The sequence below is a fragment of the Pseudomonas peli genome (assembly GCF_900099645.1).
GTDB classification, from domain to species: Bacteria; Pseudomonadota; Gammaproteobacteria; order Pseudomonadales; family Pseudomonadaceae; genus Aquipseudomonas; species Aquipseudomonas peli.
The window spans coordinates 539,748-554,847 of record NZ_FMTL01000002.1; the positions used below are offsets into that span (position 1 = coordinate 539,748).

Genomic DNA, 15,100 nt, shown 5'->3' on the forward strand with positions numbered 1-15,100 from the left:
CCCGCAACGGAGGCGGACGGCCTGTTTAGCTGTCACGCCCGTGGCTGATATGCAAGATACCCTGCGCATTACCGAGATTTTCTACTCGCTGCAGGGCGAGACGCGCACCGCCGGCTTGCCGACCGTGTTCGTTCGCCTGACCGGCTGTCCTTTGCGTTGCCAATACTGCGACACCGCCTATGCCTTCAGTGGTGGCGAAATCATGTCGCTGGACGCCATTGCCCAGCAGGTGGCCGGCTACAAGCCGCGCTATATCTGCGTGACCGGTGGTGAGCCGCTGGCGCAACCCAACTGTATTCCTCTGCTCAAGCGTCTGTGTGATGCCGGTTATGAAGTGTCGCTGGAAACCAGCGGCGCGTTGGATGTGTCGGCGGTCGACCCGCGGGTGAGCAAAGTGCTCGACCTGAAAACCCCAGGCTCGGCCGAAGTGGCGCGCAATCGCTATGAGAATATTGACCTGCTGACGCCAAATGATCAGGTCAAGTTCGTCATCTGCTCGCGCGAGGACTATGACTGGGCTGTGAGCAAACTGATCCAGTACCGCCTGGCTGAGCGCGCCGGCGAGGTGCTGATGTCGCCGAGTCACCATGAGTTGGATGCACGCTCGCTGGCCGAGTGGATCATTGCCGACAACCTGCCAGTTCGCCTGCAGATGCAGCTGCACAAGATTCTCTGGAATGATGAGCCGGGACATTGATATGAGCGATAAGAAAGCGGTAATCCTGCTGTCAGGCGGTCTGGATTCGGCCACCGTAGTGGCGTTGGCTAAAGCCGATGGCTACAGCTGCTACACCATGAGTTTCGATTACGGCCAGCGTCACCGCTCTGAATTGCAGGCGGCCGAGCAGGTAGCTCGGCAACTGGGTGTGGTCGAGCACAAGGTGATCGGCCTGAACCTGAATGGCATGGGTGGCTCGGCGCTGACTGATTCCAGTATCGAGGTGCCGGAAAGCCCGACCGAAGGCATTCCGGTAACTTACGTGCCAGCGCGCAATACGGTTTTCCTGTCGCTTGCGTTGGGTTGGGCTGAGGTGTTGGGCGCTCGGGATATTTTTATCGGTGTAAACGCGGTGGATTATTCCGGTTACCCCGATTGCCGTCCGGAGTTTGTTGAGGCTTTCGAGCGTATGGCCAATCTGGCTACCAAGGCCGGTGTAGAAGGGCAGGGCTTTCGCATTCAGGCTCCACTGCAGGCCATGAGCAAGGCCGAGATCGTTCAGGCTGGCGTTCAGCAGGGCGTTGATTACGCGCTGACTGTCTCTTGCTACCAGGCTGATGATCAGGGCCGTGCCTGCGGTAAATGCGACAGCTGTCGTCTGCGTGCAGCGGGCTTTACTGCCGCAGGGTTGGTTGATCCCACTCGTTATTTCTAAAAATTTTTCCGCGAAGTGTTGAATTCCTGAATTAAATCAGTATCATGCGCCTCGCGTCGGGTCGTTAGCTCAGTTGGTAGAGCAGTTGGCTTTTAACCAATTGGTCGTAGGTTCGAATCCCACACGACCCACCATATTCCCTTCTTCGGAAGGTTAAAGAAGCCTGAAAGTTCTGATAAAAGAATTTTCAGGTTTTTTTTTATCTGTAATTTCCTGCCTGTGTCTGGCCGTAAGCTGTCTGCGCCGTGCCATGCAGGCGGTATACTCGCTGCACTGAAAGCATATTCAGAGCCTGATGACATGACCCAGATTCCCGAACGCCTGCTGGTACAAGCCCACCTCGATGCCAAGCAGCCCAAGCCGCTCACGCCTGAGCAAGAGGCTTTTTACCGCAGCGAAATCGCCGCAGAGCTGAAAAAGCAAAATGCCGTACTGGTCGCACACTATTACTGCGACCCGGTGTTGCAGGCGCTGGCCGAAGAAACGGGCGGCTGCGTTTCCGACTCGCTGGAGATGGCCCGCTTTGGCAATCAGCACCCGGCGCAGACTGTGTTGGTGGCCGGCGTAAAATTCATGGGCGAAACGGCGAAAATCCTTAATCCGGAAAAGCGCGTGCTGATGCCGACGCTTGAGGCGACTTGCTCGCTTGATCTGGGTTGTCCGGTGGAAGAGTTTTCGGCGTTCTGCGATCAGCACCCGCAGCGCACGGTAGTGGTGTATGCCAATACCTCGGCGGCGGTGAAGGCGCGGGCTGATTGGGTGGTGACCTCCAGTTGCGCGGTGGAGATTGTTGAGCACCTGATGGATAACGGCGAAAGCATCATCTGGGCACCCGATCAGCACCTGGGGCGTTATATCCAGAACAAAACCGGCGCCGACATGCTGCTGTGGGACGGTGCCTGCATCGTTCACGAAGAGTTCAAAGCCAAGCAGCTGGAAGATATGAAGGCGCTGTATCCGGATGCCGCCGTGCTGGTGCACCCCGAGTCGCCGACAGCGGTGATCGATCTGGCCGATGCAGTGGGTTCTACCAGTCAGCTGATCGCCGCTGCGCAGCGTCTGCCGAACAAGACCTTTATCGTCGCCACCGACGCCGGCATCTTCTACAAGATGCAGCAGCTCTGTCCGGACAAGGAGTTTGTTGCCGCGCCCACCGCCGGCAACGGCGCTGCTTGCCGTAGCTGCGCGCATTGTCCGTGGATGGCTATGAATACTCTGCAGCGCACCTTGGAGTGCTTGCGTGAGGGTAGTAACGAGATATTCGTCGACCCGGCATTGATCCCCAAAGCGATCAAGCCGCTCAAACGTATGCTCGACTTTACCCAGGCCGCGCGGCTCAAGCTGAGCGGGAATGCTTAAGCGAGCTGTATAAAAAAGCCAGGCATTTGCCTGGCTTTTTCGTTTCTAGGGCGCGCAGTGCTAGCGAAGCATCTGCTCGATGATGCGCTGTTCTTCCATCAGCTCGCGCTGCCTGGCGTCGATGCGTGAGGCGAGTTGGAAGTTATTGCTGGCGCGGCGCTTGGCAAAGTCGAGCTGTTCCAGGGCCTGGTTATAGTCGCCGACCAGGGCGAAGAATTCGCCACGGGCCTGGTGCAGGCCGATGGTATTGCCGCTCAGGCCGCGCACTTCGGCTACCTGATACCAGACATCCGGATCTTTGCCGCGACTTTTCAGCATGTCGTCGAGAGCGCGCTCGGCTTCCTGAGTGCGCACCTGCTTCATCAGCAGATCGATATGCGCCTGGTTGACGGGGTAATTGTTCGGATAAAGGGTCAGCAAGCGGGTGATCCGGCTTTGCGCGTCGCCTAGACGATTGGCAGCCATATCCAGTTCAACGTGCGCCAGGTTGTAGGTGACGTCGTTGGGGGATTTGGTGAGCAGAGGTTGCAACGCTTCGCGGGCTTCTTTGTGCTGTCCGCTCTTGATCAGCGCAATCGCCAAGCCATAGCGGGCAGCTTCCAGCTGCGGATTCTCATCGAGCATATTGCGAAAGCGTTTGGCGGCGACGCCTGGGGTTTCTTCGTAGATCAGCTGCACGCGTGCGCGCATCAGCTGGTAGCGCACGCTGTCAGTGATCCCTGACGCGTTGTACTGTTCGGCGCGGTTGCGGGTGTCGGCGATGCGCGATTCCGACACCGGGTGAGTGAGGAGGAACTCCGGCGGCTTGCGATCGTAGCGGTACTGGCGCATCAGACGCTCGAACATGCTGGGCATGGCGCGCGGATCGAAGCCGGCTTTTTCCAGGTTGACCAGGCCGATGCGGTCAGCTTCCTGCTCATTTTGTCGAGAGAAGCGTCGTTGTTCCTGCATCGCTGCTGCTTGGGTCGAGGCGATGGCGGCGATGCCCAGGTCGCCAGCGCCAGCCGCCGCTGCGACGATACCTGCGAGCAGTCCGGCCATCACCGGGATCTGCATGCGCTGCTGTGCTTCTAGCCCTCGAGCGAAGTGGCGTTGTGACAAGTGCGCCAGTTCGTGAGCCATAACCGAGGCGTACTCGGCTTCGGTCTGCGCATACAGAAACAGGCCGCCGTTGACCCCGACAATTCCACCGGGCGCGGCAAAGGCGTTGATCTGTGGGCTGTTGAGCAGAACGAACTCCAGGCGTCGATCCTGCAGTTGGCTGGTTTCGCTCAGGCGATAGACGCTGGTTTCGACGAAGTCCTTGAGCTGTGGGTCGTCGAGCTGGCTGACTTGGCTGCGAACCAGGCTCAGCCAGGCGCGGCCCAACTGGTGCTCTTGCTGTGGGGAAACAATGGCGGAACTGGCATCGCCAAGGGAGGGCAGGTCACTGGCCGTGGCGGGGGCTGCCAGCAGGCAGGCCAGCGTCAACAGGGTAGGGCGCAGAAGGCTCATGCACAAAGCTCGTGTCGAACAAAGGCGCTACTGTAGCTGGCTGGCGGCGGTGCTGGCCAGGGTTGTACGCCCTTGGGTATCCTTGCGGCCTTCCTGGAGTGGCTCAATGACTGATATGCAATGGCGTGCCGAGGACTTCGACGCGCAACTGGACGCCTGCGGGCTCAACTGCCCGCTACCTTTACTCAAAGCCAAGCTGGAGCTAAACCGCCTGGCCAGTGGCGCGGTGCTCAAGGTTGAGGCCACTGATGCTGGCTCGCAGCGGGATTTCCGTGCCTTCGCCAGCCTGGCCGGGCATAGTCTGTTGCGTGAAGAGGTCGATAGTGGTGTGTATCGCTATTGGCTGCGCAAGGCCTAGCAGCTGACAAGTGCGGTTCATAGGGATGCCTGTGAAGGCGCTGCTCAAGTAAGGAGTCACGATGTTCAAGGTGTTTCAGGATTGGTTGCATCGCTATTTTTCTGATGAGCAGGCGGTGGTGCTCGCGGTGTTGTTGGTGTTGGGCTTTGCCGCGATCCTGAACCTAGGCGGCATGTTGGCTCCAGTGCTGACCGGCTTGGTGCTGGCGTTTCTGATGCAGGGGTTGGTGAATGCCTTTGAGCGCCTACGCTTGCCGCAAGTGGTGGCAGTGTGGCTGGTGTTCACCCTGTTTTTAAGCATGCTGGGTCTGTTTCTGTTGGTATTGATGCCACTGCTTTGGCAGCAGTTGAGCACCTTGTTCAATGAACTGCCGCGCATGCTTGGCGAGTGGCAGTCGCTGTTTCTGCTGCTGCCGGAGCGATACCCGACGCTGATTACCGATGTGCAGGTGCTGCAGTTAATTGAGGGCGTACGGGGCGAGGTCGGCAAGTTTGGCCAGTGGGCACTGTCGTTTTCCTTATCAAGCTTGCCGATGCTGGTCAGCATCATGATCTACCTCGTGCTGGTGCCGATTCTGGTGTTCTTCTTCCTCAAGGATCGCGAGCTGATCAGTGCGTGGTTTCGTGGTTATCTGCCGCGTGAACGTGCGTTGATCACTCAAGTGGCAGAGGAGATGAACAAGCAGATTGCCAACTACATTCGCGGGAAGGTGATCGAAATCATTATCTGTGGCGTGGTCACCTACATCGCGTTTGCCTACTTAGGGCTTAACTACGCCGCGCTGCTGGCCTTGTTGGTCGGTCTGTCTGTGGTAGTGCCATATATCGGCGCTGTGGTTGTCACTGTGCCGGTGGCGCTGATCGGGCTGTTCCAGTGGGGGCTTGGTGACCAGTTCATTTACCTGATGGTGGTCTACGGGATCATTCAGGCGCTGGACGGCAACGTCCTGGTGCCGCTGCTGTTCTCCGAGGCGGTCAATCTGCACCCGGTGGCGATCATCTGCGCGGTGCTGCTGTTTGGCGGCATGTGGGGCTTCTGGGGCGTGTTCTTCGCCATCCCGTTGGCCACGCTATTCAAAGCCGTGATCGATGCCTGGCCACGTAGTGAGCAGATAACGGCCGATTAATCTGCAGGCAATAAAAAGCCGGTCAATTGACCGGCTTTTTTGCTCGCGCGATTCAGGCTTTATTCAGTGCCTGGGCCGCGGCCAGTACCGCATCGACATGCCCGGGTACCTTCACGCCACGCCATTCCTGGCGCAATACACCTTCTTTATCGATCAGGAAGGTGCTGCGGTCCACGCCCAGGTATTCCTTGCCGTAGAGCTTCTTCAGTTTGATCACATCGAACAGCTGGCAAACGGCTTCATCTTTGTCAGAGATCAGCTCGAAGGGGAATTCCTGCTTGCACTTGAAGTTCTCGTGGGACTTCAGGCTGTCGCGCGACACGCCGAAGATCAGCGTGTTGGCTGCCTGAAAGGCCGAGTATTGGTCGCGAAAACCCTGGCCCTCGGTGGTGCAGCCCGGCGTGCTGTCCTTCGGATAAAAGTAGATCACCACTTGCTGGCCTTTGAGTGCGGACAGCTTTACGGTCTGGCCGCTGGTGGCCTCTGCCTGAAAATCTGCAACCGGGGTGTCGAGTACTACGGCCATATCGTGCTGCTCCTTTATGGGTTCTGCGGACGCCAGGGTTCAATCAAAGCGTCCAGATTCAACGCATCGGCAAAGTCGAGAAACTGATCACGCAACCAGCTGATCTGCGTGCCGGCTGGCAAGGTCACGGTAAGGGTCGCGTTGAGCATGGTGCCGCCGGTCTGCGGGGCCTGGTAGGTGTCGCAGGTGAGGTTTTCCAGTTCGACGTGATGGTCGAGAAAGAACTGGCACAGCTCATTAAGGATGTCCGGGCGGTAGGCCGAGCTGACATACGCCACATAAGGCAGCGCCTGTGGGCGGCTTTCCGAGGCGGCGCTGCGAATCACGTTGACCGAGAAGCTGTGCTTCTTCGCCAGCGCCGGCAGGCTTGACTCCAAGCGAGCCAGTGCATCCCAGCTGCCGGATATCTGCAAGACCAGTGCGCTGTACTCGCCATGCCGACTGAGGCGAGTACTGACCACGGCGCAACGGTTCTCGTGACTGGTGCGGCAGAGCACGTTGGTCAGCTCCATGGCGTTGGGACCGAGGGCGCTGATAAGCAGGAATTGTTCGCGAACTGGGGGGGTGGACATGCAGCCTTCCTAAACAATAAGCGGTCGAGCTGTTTATACAGCACCGATCAAAGCCGGAAGGGTAGCGAAAAGCACCGCTCAGGGGAATGCTGGCAGGGCTTGGCGATGTGGAATGTGCCGCGTTTGCCTGAGAAAGATTGTATACGCGTTGCCGAGGTACTTCGCTTGTGCAAGGCAGGTGGCCCCAGTACCATTACCGCTCTCTTTTTCCGGCAGGAGCGGTTGCATGATTGCGGGCAGTATGGTGGCACTGGTTACGCCCATGGATGCACAAGGTGGTCTTGATTGGGACGGCCTGAGCAAACTGGTGGATTTCCACCTGCAAGAGGGCACCAACGCCATCGTCGCGGTCGGCACCACAGGTGAGTCCGCCACGCTTGACGTGGGTGAGCACGTAGAAGTGATCCGTCGTGTGGTCGATCAGGTAGCCGGACGTATTCCCGTCATCGCCGGTACCGGTGGCAACTCCACCCGAGAGTCAGTCGAACTGACCCGCGCTGCTAAAGATGTCGGTGCCGACGCTTGCCTGCTAGTCACCCCGTATTACAACAAGCCGACTCAGGAAGGCCTGTACCTGCACTTCCGCCATATCGCCGAATCGGTTGCCATCCCGCAGATTCTCTACAACGTGCCGGGCCGTACGGTCTGCGACATGCTGCCGGAGACGGTTGAGCGCCTGGCCAAGATCGACAACATCATTGGTATCAAGGAAGCCACTGGCGACCTGCAGCGCGGCCAGGAAGTACTGGATCGCGTAAGCAAGGACTTCCTCGTCTATTCCGGCGATGACGCTACTGCCGTCGAGCTGATGCTGATGGGCGGCAAGGGCAATATCTCGGTAACCGCCAACGTCGCCCCGCGCGCGATGAGCGATCTGTGCGCAGCAGCCATGCGCGGTGAAGCCGCCATTGCCCGCGCCATCAACGACCGCCTGATGCCGCTGCACAAGGCGCTGTTTATCGAATCCAACCCGATTCCGGTGAAATGGGCTCTGCATGAAATGGGTTTGATGCCAGACGGTATCCGTCTGCCACTGACCTGGCTCAGCCCACGTTGTCATGAACCGCTGCGTCAGGCCCTGCGCCAGTCCGGCGTATTGGTTTAATTGAGGAATTACTACGCATGAAGCGACTCACCGGACTCTCTGCCCTGGCCCTGATCATCGCTGGTACCAGCGGTTGCGGCTGGATCTATGGCGAAAACGGCTATTTCCGTGACCGTGGCAGCGACTACCTCGAAGCCCGTCAGACGGCCACGATGCAAATGCCGCCAAACGTCGACGCCAAACGTATCGACCCGCTGCTGCCCGTGCCGCAGCAGGTAGCTAGCACCACCGATACCGGCGAATTTATCGTGCCGCGCCCGCAAGCTCTGGCTGTGGCCGGTGATGCCAGCGAGTTCAGCCTGCAGAAGAGCGGCGAGTCGCGCTGGGTTGTGGCGCAGCGCGTACCGGCCGAAGTCTGGCCTGTTGCGCGTCAGTTCTTTGCTGACAACGGCTTCCAGATTGCAGAAGAGCGTCCGCAAACGGGCGAATTCAGCACCTCCTGGCAGCGTTTTGATGCCCTGTCTGAATCCATGGCCCGTCGTCTGAGCAGCCGCGTCTCTGGGGTGAATCCCGAGGCTGAAACCCGCGTGCGGGTGCGTATCGAGCCAGGCGTGCAGCGTAATACCAGCGAAATCTTCGTGGTCAGCGCCGAGCGTCCAGCTGGCAGCACGGCCGATGTCGCCTTCACCAACCGCAGCAGCAACCCAAGCTTGGATGCTGCGCTGCTCGATGAAATGCTCGTGACCCTGGCGCGCAGCGCCGAGCAGGGTGGTTCGGTCTCTCTGCTGGCCGCCCGTGATTACGATGCACCGAATCGCGTCAGCCTGTCCGAAGACGGTAACGGTAACCCGGTGCTGAGCCTGGGTGCTGATTTCGACCGCGCCTGGTCCGGTGTGGGGCGCTCCCTGGAAATGGCGGATGTACGCATCGACGACATCAACCGTAGCCTGGGCGTTTACTACATCAACCTCGCTGAGCGCGCGCAGAAGCCGGACGAAAAACCTGGCTTCTTCGGTAGCGTGTTTGGCAGCGCGCCGAGCAAGGAAGAGATCGACGCCCGAGCCGAACGCTATCAGGTACGCCTGACCGCCGTTGGCGACAGCGTGCAGGTCACCGTGGAAAAAGATCTCAACACTATTGCCCCCGCCGACGTGGCGCGCAAGGTGCTGGACCTGATCCAGGAAAACCTTGGCTGACAGCAGGCAACTGCTACACCGGCAATACCAATAGGCGAAACCCGGCGGGTTTCGCCTGTTTTGTTTACCAAAGGCGGAAATTCCGACATGAGCACAGCCACCACCCTGAGTTTGAAGAAAATCTATTCGGGCAAAGTCCGTGATCTATACGAGATCGACGACAAACGCATGCTGATGGTCGCCACCGACCGCCTTTCGGCATTCGACGTGATCCTCAACGAGCCGATCCCGGAAAAGGGCAAGATCCTCACCGCCATCTCCAACTTCTGGTTCGACAAGCTCAAGGATTTGGTGCCCAACCACTTCACCGGCGACAAGGTTGAAGACATCGTCCCCGCCGCCGAACTGCCTCTGGTGGAAGGCCGCGCAGTAGTCGCCAAGCGCCTCAAGCCAGTCGCGGTAGAAGCCATCGTGCGCGGCTATATCGTTGGCTCCGGTTGGAAGGAATACCAGAAGAGCGGCACCGTTTGCGGCATCCAACTGCCTGCGGGTCTTAAGGAAGCGGCCAAGCTGCCGCAACCGATCTTCACCCCCTCGACCAAGGCTGCCGTTGGCGACCACGACGAGAACATCAGTTTCGAACAGTGCGAAGCCATCATCGGCGCAGAGCTGGCCGCCAAAGTGCGCGATACCTCGATTGCCCTGTACAGCGCAGCGGTTGAATACGCAGCCACGCGCGGCATCATCATCGCCGACACCAAGTTCGAATTCGGCCTTGACGAAGACGGCACCCTGACCCTGATGGACGAAGCCCTGACCCCAGACTCCAGCCGTTTCTGGCCGGCGGACAGCTATGCAGAAGGCAAGAACCCGCCAAGCTTCGACAAGCAGTTCGTACGCGACTGGCTGGAATCCACCGGCTGGAACAAAGAGCCACCAGCCCCAGCAGTGCCCGCCGACGTCGCGCAAAAAACCGCCGACAAATACCGCGAAGCCCTGACGCGACTCACCGTCTAAGCCGCAGCAATACGCGCGTAAGCGCGACACAGAGGGGCGCTGCGGTGCCCCTTTTTGTGGGCGACTGTTTAGCTTCCCAGTAGCCAGATTTTGCAGCTGTTAACCGCCTTTGATCGCAAGCATCTGAAAGTATGTGAAAAATTTCAAAACTGGGGTTCGCCAAACGTATTTCAGCTGTTATCATGCGCGCCGCCACGGGAAGATGCCGGAGTGGCCGAACGGGACGGATTCGAAATCCGTTGTATCAGCGATGGTACCTAGGGTTCAAATCCCTATCTTCCCGCCATATAGATCGTCTAAGCCCCTGAAATTCCTAGAGTTTCGGGGGCTTTTTCGTTTCAGGCTGGGCAAGTGTCGAAGAAGTGTCGAAAGCTGGGGTAGGGTTAGCTTTGGAGCGGAGGCCACATTCTGGCGACGTGCACCAGGGCAAGAATCCAGACACCGTCACTCTCGGTCTGATAGATCAGGCGGTAGTTCTCGTGGGGTATCAGCTCGCGGGTGCCGACAACCGTTCCCAGTCGCCCTCTTTGCGGAAAGTCAGCAAGGGTCGACGCAGCCGCGCTGAATAGTTCATCCATGTGCACGGCAGCGACGGGGTTATCAGCGGCGATGTATTCCCAGATATCCAGACGATCCTGAAGAGCTTCGGGTGTCCAAATAACCTTCATTAATTCCCTTGAGCCTTAGCACGGCGAGCGGCGAATTCTGCTTCTACATCATCATTCGATCGACCACGGCCAGCCTCGACCGATACCCTGGCTGCAGCAACCTTACGTTGCACGAATTCATCATGCTCTTTGGCTTGCTGTTGCTGGCGGATGAAATTGCGCATGAGGTCACGCATCACTTGAGAGGCCGGCATGTGTGCAGCTTGAGCTGCTGCCATGAATCCTTCGCGTAGCTCGGGTTCCAACTTCAAATTGAAAACGGCTTCTTTGGCCATGGTGCGATACCTCTAAGTCAGTTCGTATCTACAACGTATATACGTTGTATGCATGCTAAACAATGCACGCCGTATAGGAAAGCACAGGTCATCGGTTATGGCTGAGGTATGAAGTCGAAAGTCTTTTCTAAGTGTGGACATGTGATGGCAAAGTGCTAATGATCAGCACTTTTTAAACCAAGGATGATTTGTATGAAGTCCCCGAAACACCTATTCCTGACCCTTCCTCTTATCGCTACGCTTGCCGGATGTATGAATATCAGTGGTGTAGTGCGAGACAAGCCAACAGGTAACCCTATTTCGTCGGCGTCAGTGACCATTAACAATGTGAGCGCCACGACTAATGCCATGGGTGCCTATAACCTGACAGGGCCGTTCATCCCTAGCCACGTAATTTTTGTGAATGCTCCCGGCTACAACATCTACACCAAAAGCGTAGGTAAAGAGCAGATTCACGATATCGAGCTTGTTCCTCGCCAGTGAATGCCTGATGGATGTGCTGGCTATTCAAGCTGGCACACCATGCATAGCAACTCCTTCTCCAAGCAGCTTCGTATAGTCAGATACAGGCCCTAATTTGATTGCATCCTGCAAATGATCAGGTGCCAGATGCGTGTAACGCATGGTCATTGCCAAGGTTGTATGGCCCAGGATCTTCTGCAGTGTGAGGATGTTGCCGCCGCTCATAACGAAGTGACTGGCGAATGTATGCCGCAGAACGTGGGATGACTGGCCAGCCGGTACAGGTAAGCGAGATTCAGCTAGAGCCTTATCAAAGCTGTTGAGGCAGTTGCTGAACTGACCGTGCTGTTTGAAGTGCCGGTGTATCTGCTGTTCTAGTTCCTGGGCGACCGGAATCGAGCGGACCCGCTTGCCTTTGGTGTTCACGAACGTAACCAGCTGGTTGCGTACCTTTTCAGGTGTCAGTGCCTGAGCCTCTCCCCATCGAGCGCCAGTAGCCAAACAGATTGCCGCGATCATCGCGACGTGAGGCGTCCGGCAATAGCTGTGGATTGTGGCAAACAGTTTTTCGATCTGCTGATCGGTCAGGTAGGCCAGTTCCTTTTCCTGCAGGCGAAGAGGGCGGACACGCGCCAGCGGGTTTGGATAATCAATGTCGCTGAGCTGAAACAACACGTTGAATACAGAGCGCAGGTAGCCCAGGCGATTGTTTAAGGTCTTGGGGTTGGCACCAGCCTTGAGCGCGTTGGTTCTGTACTCGGCGTACTCATTACCCGTCAGTTTGATAGCTATCGGATTGCCCAGGTCTTTTGCGAGCGTATCAAGCAAACGGCGGCGAGCCTCACCATCTGAAAGGGTATGCGCATGCAGTGTTGCCCATCGGTCGATCAGGTCACTCAGGCGGCGTCTGTCCTTGGGTTTTGGAGACCAAGCAGGGGCATCTATGACCTTGGCACGGCACGTTGCCTCGAAGCGTTGGGCCTCAGCTTTGGTCTTGAAGGTCTTACGAAAGCGTTTGCCCTTGATCGGTTCTACATCGACCTTCCAGCGTCCGTCAGGTTGTTGTTCGATAGCCATTAGACGGCACGTCCCCACCTGACGTTGCGCTCTTCCAGCAGGGTTTTGATGTGCTTGTAGATGTCGTATTCACTCATGTCTTTGGCAGCGTAGTGATCACGAATAACCGGCCAGCATTCCCAGGTTTGCAGCCGGTCAAACGCCTTTTTTGCACCCACCCGTTCCCTTGCCAGCAGGCTGACGAAGTTGCCCAGGAACAGTTCGACGTTTTTGCCTGAGAAGCCACGGGAGGTCTTGTAGTAGCGCTTGTATTCAGTGTCCTCGAGCAGGGAATCAACAGGTAGATCCACGCGCACATCCTCGCGAATGAGTGTCCAGATGGGGGAGAAGTAACCAGGGCGGTCGAGCAACTTGAATTGGCGTAGGCCATAGCGCCAAAGGCCATCCAGATGCCCGGCAAACGCTGCAAACGAACTGGTGTCGATGGCCTCACCGGTTCTCACATCGAGCGAGCCGCTAGCGAATTGCTGGATGATGGAGTGGTGATAGCGCAGTTCTACACGCCATACGGCTTGGTCTGGGTTGTAGTTGTCGGGGTCTTTTTCGTCGAAGCTGTCACGACGTTTCCAGACGCTTTCCCAGTAGTCGAGCTTGTCAGTTGCCTTGGCCTGTTCGGTCTTGTTGTAGATGCAGAGCTGAACACCGTTGGCCGAGCCAAACATGGAGGTTTCGCCACGTCCGTAGGTGCTGGACTTGGTAGCCCAGTTGATTTCGTTGATGCCGGTTATGTCACGCTGCACACGTGCTTTGCAGTGCATGCGAGCCACCAGATCGGTGGGAGGTGTCCAGCCCTGGAGGTCTAACGCAAGGTGGACGGCGCACTGATTGATTTCAACATGGGTCATGACCTCAGACGCATAGAAATCTAACCGATCCTGCAGGCGCTCAGGCGACAGGCTGTCGATTGCATGGGGTGACACTTCGATTTTCAGGTGTGGGCCGATGCAGTCCAGCTTGGCGTTGAAGTTCTTTACCAACAGGATGATGCCCAGATCAGCGTTTTGTAGCTTGTACTGGTAGCCCGAGTCACGGCCTACACGACCGGAGTGCCAGCGCTGACCCGCGAAGTCGACCAAGGTGCCTGGGTTCTCAAACAGCGCCATGATCTCCGGACGGATCATGCCCCGATACAACTGGCGCACCGTATCGACGCCACAGCGCAGCAAGCGCACTTTTGTCAGATCGGTGATCTTGGCAGTTTTCTGGTCGAAGAAGACGCGACCAGTTGCCGACTCTTTGAACTGGTGGTCTACCCGGATTTGATCTTTTACGGTCATTTTTACTACTCCAAATAGTGACGAATCGACACTGTGCAAACTTGTTTATCTGACGTGTTACAGGGACGTCAGCGCGCGCATTTGGCGCTGCGCTCGTGCCTCGCGCATGCGCTCAAATGCGCCGAGCGAAGGCGCTGACCGATCACCATAGGAATCGGCCTTTCTCGTAGGGAATACGGGTCACGGTGACGCCTTTGGGGGCCTCCTGGGGTTGTTGTGGCTGCTGCTGAGGTTGGTTGTTGGCCTGCTGCAGATCGGGGCGCGCGCCTGGGTCTGGACGGGCCGGATCGAATACGCCGCGCTCTACCGTGTTCTTGCAGTAGGCAAACGTGGTTTTGTGCCAGCTGCCTTGCTGGGTGAAGCACTCGCAGATGAAGGCTTTTTCCTGCGTTCTGATGACCCGGTAGCGCTTTGCGTTGCGGTCGATATAGCCCTCGTCCGAACTCATGACGCAGGAGAGCCGCGGGTAGCTTTGCGGCTTGGTTAGTTCGTCGTAGATCGGGGCCGAGCTGGGTACGTCGGGTATGCGAGGGACACGGGCAGCTAGGTATTCATCGAGGCTGAGTGCTTTTTTACCGGGCTTGCTGGTTACGGGGTTGATCAGCGAGCCGACCGAGGTTTTCACTTGATCGACCACGCCAGCCGAGGGCGCTTGCTCTTGGGGTGCCTGCAAGGCCGCAACCTGGGTTTCTAGCTTCTGCTGGTAGCGCTCATAGAAGCGGTAGGACATGTACACGGCGGCACTGATAACCAGCATGGCCATGATGAATTTGGTCGGCATCTTGGCTTGAAAGTGATGCTGACCTTGAGTGCTGGTGTAGACGCCGAAGTACTTCTTATCGAGTCGGATGGTCTTTTTGTCGGCATCCTTGAAGCTGCTTTTGACCTCGACTTTTTCAATGACGGCCTCTGACTCAAACCGCAGCAGTTGCTGTGATTTGAAGACGCGCCAGTAGTGCACATGACCATTACAGAGGCGGCGCAGGTGCACATCCAGATAGCGCGGGTCCTGGGTGATCAGGTGCACTTCATGGCCGCTATGGCGCATGGTTTCAAAGCGGGTGATGTGTTCAGGCGGACGCGCCCGAGGATCTCGACCACCAAACCAGCCTTGGGCCTCGTCCACGACAATGATGGAGTCGTTGGGCAGTTCAAACCACTTTTCGGGGTCGTCGAATTTGTACCAGGACGCTTTGAGCTGTTCTGGCTGCAGGCCGTTGATGTTGTGGAAGTAGACGGTGCGGCCTTCTGCATGGGCCTTCTGATCCACTTCCTTGATGGTGTTGAGTGTCTTGCCGTGTCCGGGTTTGCCGGTGCGGATATAGAGCATGGCTG

The 15,100-nt window shown here is 57.5% G+C and carries 17 protein-coding genes and 2 tRNA genes; 11 read left to right on the forward strand and 8 right to left on the reverse strand.

Annotated elements, in window-relative coordinates:
- The first annotated feature begins 49 nt into the window (after window positions 1-49).
- The 4 genes from queE to nadA all read left to right on the forward strand — a co-directional run bounded on the left by queE (window position 50) and on the right by nadA (window position 2,732).
- A complete protein-coding gene (gene queE / locus BLO50_RS11310; protein WP_090254077.1) occupies window positions 50-697 on the forward strand; it encodes a 7-carboxy-7-deazaguanine synthase QueE in 648 nt (215 codons plus the stop codon).
- Between the two features lies 1 nt (window position 698).
- Window positions 699-1,373, forward strand: coding sequence for a 7-cyano-7-deazaguanine synthase QueC (queC, locus tag BLO50_RS11315; protein ID WP_090252630.1), 675 nt, complete (start codon window positions 699-701; stop codon window positions 1,371-1,373).
- A 58-nt stretch (window positions 1,374-1,431) separates the two neighbouring features.
- A tRNA-Lys gene (locus BLO50_RS11320) sits at window positions 1,432-1,507 on the forward strand.
- Between the two features lie 166 nt (window positions 1,508-1,673).
- Window positions 1,674-2,732: a quinolinate synthase NadA gene (nadA, locus tag BLO50_RS11325; protein WP_090252632.1), complete on the forward strand. Its 1,059-nt coding sequence runs from the start codon at window positions 1,674-1,676 to the stop codon at window positions 2,730-2,732.
- Window positions 2,733-2,792: 60 nt separating this feature from the next.
- On the opposite strand, the gene BLO50_RS11330 is transcribed toward nadA, so the two are convergent.
- On the reverse strand, window positions 2,793-4,226 hold the full coding sequence (locus BLO50_RS11330) for a M48 family metalloprotease (protein ID WP_090252634.1): 1,434 nt from the start codon (window positions 4,224-4,226) through the stop codon (window positions 2,793-2,795).
- A gap of 106 nt (window positions 4,227-4,332) precedes the next feature.
- Here BLO50_RS11330 and BLO50_RS11335 point away from each other — a divergent pair, with 106 nt between their 5' ends.
- Complete coding sequence (locus BLO50_RS11335; protein ID WP_090252637.1) at window positions 4,333-4,584, forward strand: sulfurtransferase TusA family protein; 252 nt, start codon at window positions 4,333-4,335, stop codon at window positions 4,582-4,584.
- 61 nt (window positions 4,585-4,645) lie between these two features.
- Complete coding sequence (locus BLO50_RS11340) at window positions 4,646-5,710, forward strand: AI-2E family transporter (RefSeq protein ID WP_090252639.1); 1,065 nt, start codon at window positions 4,646-4,648, stop codon at window positions 5,708-5,710.
- Between the two features lie 52 nt (window positions 5,711-5,762).
- Here the strand turns inward: BLO50_RS11340 and BLO50_RS11345 are convergent, their stop codons facing one another.
- Window positions 5,763-6,236 (reverse strand): peroxiredoxin, encoded by a 474-nt coding sequence (locus BLO50_RS11345; RefSeq protein ID WP_090252642.1) that lies wholly within the window; start codon window positions 6,234-6,236, stop codon window positions 5,763-5,765.
- 14 nt (window positions 6,237-6,250) lie between these two features.
- Window positions 6,251-6,808 carry a glycine cleavage system transcriptional repressor gene (locus BLO50_RS11350; RefSeq protein ID WP_090252644.1) on the reverse strand — a complete coding sequence of 186 codons (558 nt, stop codon included), beginning with the start codon at window positions 6,806-6,808 and terminating at the stop codon, window positions 6,251-6,253.
- A 226-nt stretch (window positions 6,809-7,034) separates the two neighbouring features.
- Between BLO50_RS11350 and dapA the strand changes: the two genes are divergently transcribed.
- From dapA to BLO50_RS11370, 4 genes are all read left to right on the forward strand, one after another.
- Window positions 7,035-7,913 (forward strand): 4-hydroxy-tetrahydrodipicolinate synthase, encoded by an 879-nt coding sequence (gene dapA / locus BLO50_RS11355; RefSeq protein ID WP_090252647.1) that lies wholly within the window; start codon window positions 7,035-7,037, stop codon window positions 7,911-7,913.
- Between the two features lie 17 nt (window positions 7,914-7,930).
- Complete coding sequence (gene bamC, locus BLO50_RS11360) at window positions 7,931-9,049, forward strand: outer membrane protein assembly factor BamC (protein ID WP_090252649.1); 1,119 nt, start codon at window positions 7,931-7,933, stop codon at window positions 9,047-9,049.
- An 87-nt stretch (window positions 9,050-9,136) separates the two neighbouring features.
- The gene (locus tag BLO50_RS11365; protein WP_090252652.1) at window positions 9,137-10,006 is read left to right on the forward strand and encodes a phosphoribosylaminoimidazolesuccinocarboxamide synthase; all 870 of its coding nucleotides are present in this window, start codon (window positions 9,137-9,139) and stop codon (window positions 10,004-10,006) included.
- Window positions 10,007-10,202: 196 nt separating this feature from the next.
- Window positions 10,203-10,292: transfer RNA gene (locus BLO50_RS11370), tRNA-Ser, on the forward strand.
- 97 nt (window positions 10,293-10,389) lie between these two features.
- On the opposite strand, the gene BLO50_RS11375 is transcribed toward BLO50_RS11370, so the two are convergent.
- On the reverse strand, window positions 10,390-10,674 hold the full coding sequence (locus BLO50_RS11375; RefSeq protein WP_090252654.1) for a type II toxin-antitoxin system RelE/ParE family toxin: 285 nt from the start codon (window positions 10,672-10,674) through the stop codon (window positions 10,390-10,392).
- The gene (locus BLO50_RS11380; RefSeq protein WP_090252658.1) at window positions 10,674-10,949 is read right to left on the reverse strand and encodes an antitoxin of toxin-antitoxin stability system; all 276 of its coding nucleotides are present in this window, start codon (window positions 10,947-10,949) and stop codon (window positions 10,674-10,676) included. The genes BLO50_RS11375 and BLO50_RS11380 overlap by 1 nt, the downstream gene beginning before the upstream one ends.
- A 192-nt stretch (window positions 10,950-11,141) precedes the next feature.
- Between BLO50_RS11380 and BLO50_RS11385 the strand changes: the two genes are divergently transcribed.
- The gene (locus tag BLO50_RS11385) at window positions 11,142-11,432 is read left to right on the forward strand and encodes a carboxypeptidase-like regulatory domain-containing protein (protein ID WP_167354453.1); all 291 of its coding nucleotides are present in this window, start codon (window positions 11,142-11,144) and stop codon (window positions 11,430-11,432) included.
- Window positions 11,433-11,456: 24 nt separating this feature from the next.
- On the opposite strand, the gene BLO50_RS11390 is transcribed toward BLO50_RS11385, so the two are convergent.
- The 3 genes from BLO50_RS11390 to BLO50_RS11400 all read right to left on the reverse strand — a co-directional run bounded on the left by BLO50_RS11390 (window position 11,457) and on the right by BLO50_RS11400 (window position 15,095).
- Window positions 11,457-12,488 carry a phage integrase gene (locus BLO50_RS11390; RefSeq protein WP_090252663.1) on the reverse strand — a complete coding sequence of 344 codons (1,032 nt, stop codon included), beginning with the start codon at window positions 12,486-12,488 and terminating at the stop codon, window positions 11,457-11,459.
- Window positions 12,488-13,765, reverse strand: coding sequence for a hypothetical protein (locus tag BLO50_RS11395; protein ID WP_090252666.1), 1,278 nt, complete (start codon window positions 13,763-13,765; stop codon window positions 12,488-12,490). The genes BLO50_RS11390 and BLO50_RS11395 overlap by 1 nt, the downstream gene beginning before the upstream one ends.
- A gap of 142 nt (window positions 13,766-13,907) precedes the next feature.
- Window positions 13,908-15,095 (reverse strand): zonular occludens toxin domain-containing protein, encoded by a 1,188-nt coding sequence (locus BLO50_RS11400; RefSeq protein WP_090252668.1) that lies wholly within the window; start codon window positions 15,093-15,095, stop codon window positions 13,908-13,910.
- Window positions 15,096-15,100: the final 5 nt, after the last annotated feature.

Excerpts from the sequence above, each read along its gene's own strand:
- queE (WP_090254077.1), top strand. The coding sequence starts at position 50 with ATGCAAGATACCCTGCGCATTACCGAGATTTTCTACTCGCTGCAGGGC.
- queC (WP_090252630.1), top strand. The coding sequence starts at position 699 with ATGAGCGATAAGAAAGCGGTAATCCTGCTGTCAGGCGGTCTGGATTCG.
- nadA (WP_090252632.1), top strand. The coding sequence starts at position 1,674 with ATGACCCAGATTCCCGAACGCCTGCTGGTACAAGCCCACCTCGATGCC.
- BLO50_RS11330 (WP_090252634.1), bottom strand. The coding sequence starts at position 4,226 with ATGAGCCTTCTGCGCCCTACCCTGTTGACGCTGGCCTGCCTGCTGGCA.
- BLO50_RS11335 (WP_090252637.1), top strand. The coding sequence starts at position 4,333 with ATGACTGATATGCAATGGCGTGCCGAGGACTTCGACGCGCAACTGGAC.
- BLO50_RS11340 (WP_090252639.1), top strand. The coding sequence starts at position 4,646 with ATGTTCAAGGTGTTTCAGGATTGGTTGCATCGCTATTTTTCTGATGAG.
- BLO50_RS11345 (WP_090252642.1), bottom strand. The coding sequence starts at position 6,236 with ATGGCCGTAGTACTCGACACCCCGGTTGCAGATTTTCAGGCAGAGGCC.
- BLO50_RS11350 (WP_090252644.1), bottom strand. The coding sequence starts at position 6,808 with ATGTCCACCCCCCCAGTTCGCGAACAATTCCTGCTTATCAGCGCCCTC.
- dapA (WP_090252647.1), top strand. The coding sequence starts at position 7,035 with ATGATTGCGGGCAGTATGGTGGCACTGGTTACGCCCATGGATGCACAA.
- bamC (WP_090252649.1), top strand. The coding sequence starts at position 7,931 with ATGAAGCGACTCACCGGACTCTCTGCCCTGGCCCTGATCATCGCTGGT.
- BLO50_RS11365 (WP_090252652.1), top strand. The coding sequence starts at position 9,137 with ATGAGCACAGCCACCACCCTGAGTTTGAAGAAAATCTATTCGGGCAAA.
- BLO50_RS11375 (WP_090252654.1), bottom strand. The coding sequence starts at position 10,674 with ATGAAGGTTATTTGGACACCCGAAGCTCTTCAGGATCGTCTGGATATC.
- BLO50_RS11380 (WP_090252658.1), bottom strand. The coding sequence starts at position 10,949 with ATGGCCAAAGAAGCCGTTTTCAATTTGAAGTTGGAACCCGAGCTACGC.
- BLO50_RS11385 (WP_167354453.1), top strand. The coding sequence starts at position 11,142 with ATGAAGTCCCCGAAACACCTATTCCTGACCCTTCCTCTTATCGCTACG.
- BLO50_RS11390 (WP_090252663.1), bottom strand. The coding sequence starts at position 12,488 with ATGGCTATCGAACAACAACCTGACGGACGCTGGAAGGTCGATGTAGAA.
- BLO50_RS11395 (WP_090252666.1), bottom strand. The coding sequence starts at position 13,765 with ATGACCGTAAAAGATCAAATCCGGGTAGACCACCAGTTCAAAGAGTCG.
- BLO50_RS11400 (WP_090252668.1), bottom strand. The coding sequence starts at position 15,095 with ATGCTCTATATCCGCACCGGCAAACCCGGACACGGCAAGACACTCAAC.